We start from the raw sequence: 7,047 nt of genomic DNA, 5'->3' as shown, positions 1-7,047 counted from the left end.
GGGCGACCGCCGGCGCAGCGCCCGCGCCGAGATAGATGTGGTTGAAGTCATACTGGCCCTCAGGATCCAACGCCTTGAGTCGGCGCACCCCCTCTCGCACCGAGACGCCCGTCGGCAGGCCCAGGGTCACGGTGCTGAGGTCCAGCCCCTCCAGCCGTGTCTCCGAGCCCACGTGGAACCCAGCCTTGCTGGCGATGGCCAGGGACTGCTGGGATGGCGATAGGATCAAAACCTCCCCGCGCACCACCGCCTGGCCCTGGTCGTCCACGTCGATGAGGTCGGCATGCTCGCGGATCAGGGCCTGGACCTGCTGGCCCCGTAGGGCGGTCAGGGCCTCTGCCGCCAGAACCTCAGTCTGTCCGACCAGGCCGCGCACCGTGGAGGGCAGGGCCGACGCCGCTGGCAAGGGGAGGGACGGGGCCGGCGCCCTCGGTGCGCGCGGCGCCATCGGTGTGCGTGGCAGGTCGGGCAGTCCGCCCATCGGCGATCCGCCGCCAACGCCGCCGGGCAGTCCGCCACCGACCCCAGGCATCGACGGCAGACCTACGCCGCCCAGTTGCGCGCTGGCCGGCAGGGCCATCACGCTCAACGCCACGACGCTCAGCGAGCGGACGATCCAGCGATGACAAGGCCCCATCGTGAATTCCTCTTCCCGACGGACCTCTAAGCACGGCAGTGGCGTTTTGTTCCGCATAAGCGTTTTCAGACGAAGTGGGCGCAGGCTCATCGTTGAAAAACGCGACCGGCTAGAGGGGGCGATGGATGAAACGACCCGGCGTCGTCGTTTCATCCCCAGACAGAGGCGAGGTCTTGGAAGGCTTTCAGCGTGAGATCGTCGAACTGCTTCCCCGGCTGCGCCGTCTGGCGCGGGCGATCACCCGGGACGTCGCGGACGCCGACGACCTGACGCAACTCACTGTGGAACGCGCCCTCGTGCGCGCCGATCAGTGGGCGCCGGGGACCCGCCTGGATAGCTGGATGTACAAGATCATGAAGAACGCCTGGATCGACGAAGCCCGCGCCCGGACCCGCCAGAGCCGCGTCTTCGCGCCGGAGGAGCAGGGGCTGAACATCGGAACCGATGGCGCGGCGGCCATGGAGGCTCACCTGCAGGCCGCCTCGGTGGAACAGGCCATGGCGCGCCTGCCCGCCGATCAGAGAGTGGCCGTGGCGCTGGTGCTGGTGGAGGGATTATCCTATCGCGAGGCGGCGGCGGTGCTGGAGGTTCCGGAAGGAACCCTCACCAGCCGCCTGGTCCGGGGCCGCAACGCCCTGTTGGCCGATCTCAGGGGTGCTGCATGAAAATCGATGACCGCAAACTGATCGCCTATGTCGACGGCGAACTCGACGCCGTCGGCCGCGCCCAGGTCGAGGCCGCCGTGGCGGCCGACCCGGTGCTCGGCGTGCGGCTGGAGGAACACCGTCTGCTGCGCTCCAAGGTCGCCGGAGCCTATGCCGGCGTCGCTCAGGAAAGCGTGCCGGCCCAGCTCATGGCCGCCGCCAAGCTCGATTCCGACAATGTGGTGAAGCTCGCCGACCGCCGCAAACCGCCGCCTGTCGCCAAGCCGCAGGTGAAGGTCTCCTTGCCCGCCTGGAGTTCGGTGGCCGCGACCCTGATGGTGGGGGTGGTGGCCGGCTATCTGATCTCGCAACAGAACGCCGGCGTGCTGGCGCCCAGCATGGACGGGTCCCTGGTGGCGCGCGGCGGCCTGGCCCGGGCGTTGAACAACAATCTATCGGCCAGCTCCGGACCGGCTCGCCTGGGCCTCAGCTTCAAGACCGCCGACGGCCGCTATTGCCGCACCTTCCAGGCCGACGCCCAGCGCATCGCCGGGATCGCCTGCCGGGAGGGCCCACGCTGGATCGCGCGCATGACCACCGCCGCCCCGGCGCCCACCAAGACCCACGACTACCGGATGGCGGCCAGCGCGACGGCGCCGGCGGTGCTGGCGGCCGTGGACGGCATGATCGAGGGCGAGCCCCTGGACCGCGCCGGCGAAATGGCGGCCAAGGCGCGTCGCTGGCGGAGCTAGGTCCGAAGGTCGAACAGGGTGCCCTGCGCCTTGTCCTGCACGCGCTGGCGCGTGACCTGTTCGTCCGTCTCGCGATTTTTTACCTGGTCAGGCTTGGCCTGAAGGTACTCGCGCATATCGCCATTTTTGGTCACCGGCGTCTCCATGCCCTCGGGGCGGGACGAGGCGGGCGGTGCGACGATCTTCGGCGCGGCAGTGTCGCGGGGCCGAACGGGGTAGTCTGCATAGGATGAGGTGGCGCGGGTTGGGTCCATGGGCGGAGAATGACAGCTCAGCCATAAGCTTTCGTTCATCTTTGGCGTTAATTGGCGCCAACCATATCGCGGATATGCGAACGGCCGACCCGTTGTCGGGGCCGGCCGTTCCATTGTCGGACCGCTCAGCGGTCCCGCAAACCTGAAGCGCTTACGCGCAAGCCTCGTAAGCGGAGGCCCAGATCACGGTTTCCACCTGCGGATGAAGACAATGAGACACTGGGTCACCTCCTTTCAGTTGTTGAACAAGACCTCGAATATGGGACCGATTTGATCGTTCCGCAAACGGCGCTGTTGACTCATGCCGATTTCGTGTTCCGGCGCCTGTTTCCTCCCCTGTGCAGCGGAGCGGAACGGGGGTCGAAGGCGGATTACAAAACGCATCGCGTTTTGCCGCCGGAGCGGACCGCGCCGCAGGCGTGGTGGAGGGGGCGAGCGGCAAGCTCGGCGCCCGGTCGGGCCCCCTCCACCGCCGGTCGGCGGTCCCCCTCCCCCATAAATGTAGGGCTATCGCATATCGAAGATCCTCCCCCAGGCCGCAGGCCGATGTGGGGGAGGTGGCGCGGACCTTTAGGTTCGCGACGGAGGGGGATCAACGTAGTTGACCCTTACGACCCCAAAACAAGAGTCAAAGTCCCCCTCAGTCAGCTTCGCTGACAGCTCCCCCAGGAGGGGAGCATCTCGCGAGCGTGAGCCAGAGTTCATATGCGATAGGCCTGCCCGCAAATTGGGGAGGAAAACCTACCGTCGGCCGCTGGCCAGCGCCTTCTGTCGCAGGCTCGGCCGCCGGCGCAGATCGGTGACGGGCACGCTCAACTTGTCGAGCGCCTGGTTCATCGCCTTGTAGCCGCCGGCCACGGCGGGGTCATAGGCGGCCCAGTCGCGAATTTCCACGCCGGTCACGTCCGGCGTCACCAACACGTCGGTGGCGTCGCGGGCCGCGGCCAGGTCGCGGCCGGAGGAGACGGTGGCCGCCCGCATCAGCAGCGACACGATGGGCGGGCCCTTGCGCCACTGTCCGGAGAAGATCCAGCGCCAGACCGAGGACGGGCGCGCCACGTCGGCGGCGGTGATCGAGCGCCCGCGCGAGACGTCGATGCCGATGATCGGCCCCAGCTCGTTGATCCGCATCACGTCGGCGGGGAAGTTCTTCATCACCGCCCCGTCCACCAGCACATCGTTGTTGTGGGTGGCCGGCGGCAGGACGCCAGGCAGGGAGATGGTGGCCCGCAGGGCTTCGCGCAGCAGGCCGCGGCGGTGCAACTGGTAGGTGCCGGTGGTGAGGTTCGAGGACAGGCAGAAGAAGGGCAGCCACAGGTCGGCGATCTGCACGTCGCCGAAGTGCTCGGCGAGCCGCTCGCGCACCTTTTCGCCCCGGGTCATGGCCAGCAGGGGGATGGCGATGTCGTCCAATGGACTGGTGTTGACGAAGGCCGCGCGGATCCGCCGCTCCATCTCGGCATCGTCCCACCCCAGCCCGACCCCGGCGGCGACGATGGCCCCCATGGAGACCCCGCCCACGAAGTCGATGGGCACCTTGCGCTCGCGCAGCGCCTTCACGGCTCCAATATGGGCGTAGGCCCGGGCGCCGCCCCCCGATAGCACCAGGCCCACCGCCTGGCCGGTCAGGACCCGGGCGATGCGCTGAATGTCGCCGGCGTGGTCGCGGCGCATGTGGAACAGCCGCGCGGGCTTGGCGGCGTCCATCCAGGCCTCGGAGCCGACGGGCTTGGCCGCCCCGCGCTTCTGGACGAGAATCAGGTCCACCAGGTTCTGACCCTGCAGCGGTTCGTTGACATGGGGATGGGTGGCGGGCGGAGTGACGTCGCCGCGCCCGATCCGGAACAGCCGGTCCACCTGCCGCCCCACCACCTGGCGCCAGCCCAGGTCTGCGGCCTCGGCGCAATAGAGGACGAAGTCGTAGTCGCGCTCGACCTCGGAGAACCATTCGGTGGGGGCGTGCTGGGCTTCCACCCCCACGACGGTGACCGAATAGCCGAGCTTGCCGACCTCGCGCGCGATGCGGTCCACCTGCGGACGCACGGCCACGGGCTCGCCGATGGTGACGAAGCCGAACACCGAGGGCGCGGCCCCCGAGGATTTGGTGGCCGCCTGTCGGCTGCGCAGGATCATCAGGCGGGCCAGTTCGACCATCACCTCGGAATCGTCGTCGCAGGCGTCGAAGAAGGCTTCGCGGGGCAGGGCGAAGATTTCCGAATCGCGCAGGGCCACCACGTGGCCCGAATGCGGCACGCCGGAGATCATCGACATTTCGCCGGCCGGCTCTCCTGGACGGATCACGCCCAGGAACTGCGGCTCGTGGCCTTCCTCGCGGCGGAAGGCGCCCAGGCGCCCGGCGCGCACGAAATACAGATGATCGGCCGGTTCCCCGGCGTCGAACAGGGTCACGCCGCCCGGCAGGGAGAACCAGGTGGCCTCGCCCTGGGCGCGTTCATCCTCGAACAGCCGCGAGAGCGCCGAGTCGGTCGATATGCCGGGAAGGTTCGCCACGAAGCGGGAGCCTAAGGTGCGTCCGGCCGGGTGGAAACCGATTCTGCGTGGCGCGCCCTCGGCAGCCGACGGGTGGCCGGTTTGATCTGCCGCATGGTGGGCTTCGGCGATCGGCGCCAGGATCGCCTCATGACTCAAAGCTCTCACTTTCGGCAGCTCCTCGAGGCCGCCGCCGCCCAGCCCGATCCGCAGCGCCTGCTGTTCGTCTTCGCCGCCGCCGAACTGCCCGACGGGGCCACCGAGGCCCAGCGTGAGCGCTTCCTGGCCGGGGAGGGCGGCGCGCTCGCGCCCCTGATGTGCGTCGACAAGGCCCCAGGCGAACTGGCGAATTTCGAGGCGCTGTTGGCGGAATCCCGACGCGCCGGGCCGCCTTGGCAGGTGGCCTTCGCCGCGAGCCTGTCCGGATCGGGCGGGGCGGCGCCCACCACGGCCCAGATCGAGGTGGCCCTGCAGGCCATGGTCGACGCCGTCCGTGTCGGCGGTGTCGGTCGCTTCGCCGCCTACGACCCGGACGGCGAGCCCATCCTCTTCCAATAGGGCGCGAGGGGCGCGGCCCTAGCCTGCATCGCCGGGCCCGGCTATGCCTTGGCCATGCCCATACTGAAGTCCGTCATCGACACGAACGGCGAGGCCTTCCAGGCCAATGATCAGGTCAATCGCGCCCTGGCGGCGCAACTGCGCGAGCGAGTGGCCGCCGCGGCCCTCGGCGGGCCCGAGGAGTCCCGCAAGCGCCACGAGGCGCGCGGCAAGCTGCTGCCCCGCCAGCGGGTGATGCGCCTGCTGGACGCCGGATCGCCCTTCCTGGAGGTCGGCGCGCTCACCGCCCACGGCCTGTATGATGGCGAGGCGCCCGGCGCGGGCGTCATCACCGGCATCGGCCGGGTCTCCGGCCGCGAGGTGATGATCGTCGCCAACGACGCTACGGTGAAGGGCGGGGCCTACTTCCCCCTCACCGTAAAGAAGCACCTGCGAGCCCAGGAAGTGGCCATGCAGAACCGGCTGCCCTGCATCTATCTGGTGGATTCCGGCGGCGCGAACCTGCCGCACCAGGCCGAGGTCTTCCCCGACCGCGACCATTTCGGCCGCATCTTCTTCAACCAGGCCCGCATGAGCGCCGAAGGCATCGCCCAGATCGCCTGCGTCATGGGCTCCTGCACCGCCGGCGGGGCCTATGTGCCGGCCATGAGCGATGAGACCGTCATCGTGCGCGGCGCCGGCGAGGAGAGCCAGGGGACCATCTTCCTGGGCGGCCCGCCCCTTGTGAAGGCCGCCACCGGCGAGGTGATCAGCGCCACGGAGCTCGGCGGCGCCGACACCCATGGCCGGCGCTCGGGCGTGGTGGACCATGTGGCTGTGGACGACGAACACGCCCTGCAGATCGTCCGCTCCATCGTCGCCAATCTGAACACCCGCAAACCTGACCAGGTGGTGCTGGCGCAGCCGCGGGAGCCTCTATTCGATCCCGAGGAGCTCTACGGCATCGTCCCCACCGATGTGCGGGCCCCCTATGACGTGCGCGAGGTGATCGCCCGCATCGTCGATGGCTCGGAGTTCGATGAGTTCAAGGCGTTGTACGGCACGACCCTGGTCACCGGCTTCGCGCGCATCTGGGGCCAGCCGGTCGCCATCCTGGCCAACAACGGGGTGCTGTTCTCGGAAAGCGCGCTGAAGGGCGCCCACTTCATCGAGCTGGCCTGCAAGCGGGGTATCCCGCTGGTGTTTCTGCAGAACATCTCCGGCTTCATGGTGGGCGGGAAGTACGAGGCGGGCGGCATCGCCAAGGACGGCGCCAAGCTGGTGACGGCCGTCGCCTCCGCCGAGGTGCCCAAGTTCACCGTCCTGATCGGCGGTTCCTTCGGCGCCGGCAACTACGGCATGTGTGGCCGCGCCTATTCCCCGCGCTTCATGTGGAGCTGGCCCAACAGCCGGATCAGCGTCATGGGCGGCGAACAGGCCGCCAGCGTGCTGGCCACCATCCGCCGCGACGGGGTCGAGGCCCGGGGCGGCGAGTGGCCCGCCGCCGAGGAAGAGGCCTTCAAGGCCCCGATCCGCGATCGCTACGAGAGCGAGGGCGACCCCTATTTCGCCACGGCCCGGCTGTGGGACGACGGCATCATAGATCCGGCCCAGACGCGTGATGTCCTGGGCCTCTCGATCTCGGCGGCCCTCAATGCGCCGATCCCGGAGACCAGGTTCGGCATCTTCCGCATGTAGCGGGCCTGGCGAGCGGACGCTCTGGTGCGCCCGGA

General features: G+C 69.0%; 6 protein-coding genes and 1 pseudogene. 4 read left to right on the top strand and 3 right to left on the bottom strand.

The window, feature by feature from the left end; translation table 11 throughout:
* Positions 1-637: pseudogene (locus tag OCL97_RS10245) on the bottom strand (hypothetical protein); the annotation flags it as partial.
* A gap of 173 nt (positions 638-810) precedes the next feature.
* On the opposite strand from OCL97_RS10245, the gene OCL97_RS10240 reads away from it, so the two are divergent.
* Together OCL97_RS10240 and OCL97_RS10235 are read left to right on the top strand one after the other, a co-directional pair.
* On the top strand, positions 811-1,302 hold the full coding sequence (locus tag OCL97_RS10240) for an RNA polymerase sigma factor (RefSeq protein WP_305338647.1): 492 nt from the start codon (positions 811-813) through the stop codon (positions 1,300-1,302).
* Positions 1,299-2,033 carry an anti-sigma factor family protein gene (locus OCL97_RS10235; RefSeq protein ID WP_377369869.1) on the top strand — a complete coding sequence of 245 codons (735 nt, stop codon included), beginning with the start codon at positions 1,299-1,301 and terminating at the stop codon, positions 2,031-2,033. Before OCL97_RS10240 ends, OCL97_RS10235 begins: the two co-directional genes overlap by 4 nt.
* Here OCL97_RS10235 and OCL97_RS10230 read toward each other — a convergent pair.
* Together OCL97_RS10230 and OCL97_RS10225 are read right to left on the bottom strand one after the other, a co-directional pair.
* Positions 2,030-2,167: a hypothetical protein gene (locus tag OCL97_RS10230; RefSeq protein WP_377369867.1), complete on the bottom strand. Its 138-nt coding sequence runs from the start codon at positions 2,165-2,167 to the stop codon at positions 2,030-2,032. The genes OCL97_RS10235 and OCL97_RS10230 overlap by 4 nt on opposite strands.
* Positions 2,168-3,028: 861 nt before the next feature.
* Positions 3,029-4,798, bottom strand: coding sequence for a patatin-like phospholipase family protein (locus OCL97_RS10225; protein WP_377369865.1), 1,770 nt, complete (start codon positions 4,796-4,798; stop codon positions 3,029-3,031).
* A gap of 129 nt (positions 4,799-4,927) precedes the next feature.
* On the opposite strand from OCL97_RS10225, the gene OCL97_RS10220 reads away from it, so the two are divergent.
* Positions 4,928-5,335 carry a ribonucleotide reductase subunit alpha gene (locus OCL97_RS10220; protein ID WP_377369863.1) on the top strand — a complete coding sequence of 136 codons (408 nt, stop codon included), beginning with the start codon at positions 4,928-4,930 and terminating at the stop codon, positions 5,333-5,335.
* A gap of 54 nt (positions 5,336-5,389) precedes the next feature.
* Entirely contained in the window at positions 5,390-7,012 is a 1,623-nt protein-coding gene (locus OCL97_RS10215) for a carboxyl transferase domain-containing protein (RefSeq protein WP_377369871.1), read from the top strand.
* The last annotated feature ends 35 nt before the right edge of the window (positions 7,013-7,047 follow it).

The organism is Phenylobacterium ferrooxidans (genome assembly GCF_042714595.1).
Classification (GTDB): domain Bacteria; phylum Pseudomonadota; class Alphaproteobacteria; order Caulobacterales; family Caulobacteraceae; genus Phenylobacterium; species Phenylobacterium ferrooxidans.
The sequence above is the reverse complement of the archived record's forward strand: the minus strand, read 5'-3'. Positions and strand labels throughout refer to the sequence as shown.

What these genes read in the sequence shown, in the direction of transcription:
- OCL97_RS10235 (WP_377369869.1), top strand. Translation starts at nt 1,299, where the DNA reads ATGAAAATCGATGACCGCAAACTGATCGCCTATGTCGACGGCGAACTC.
- OCL97_RS10220 (WP_377369863.1), top strand. Translation starts at nt 4,928, where the DNA reads ATGACTCAAAGCTCTCACTTTCGGCAGCTCCTCGAGGCCGCCGCCGCC.
- OCL97_RS10215 (WP_377369871.1), top strand. Translation starts at nt 5,390, where the DNA reads ATGCCCATACTGAAGTCCGTCATCGACACGAACGGCGAGGCCTTCCAG.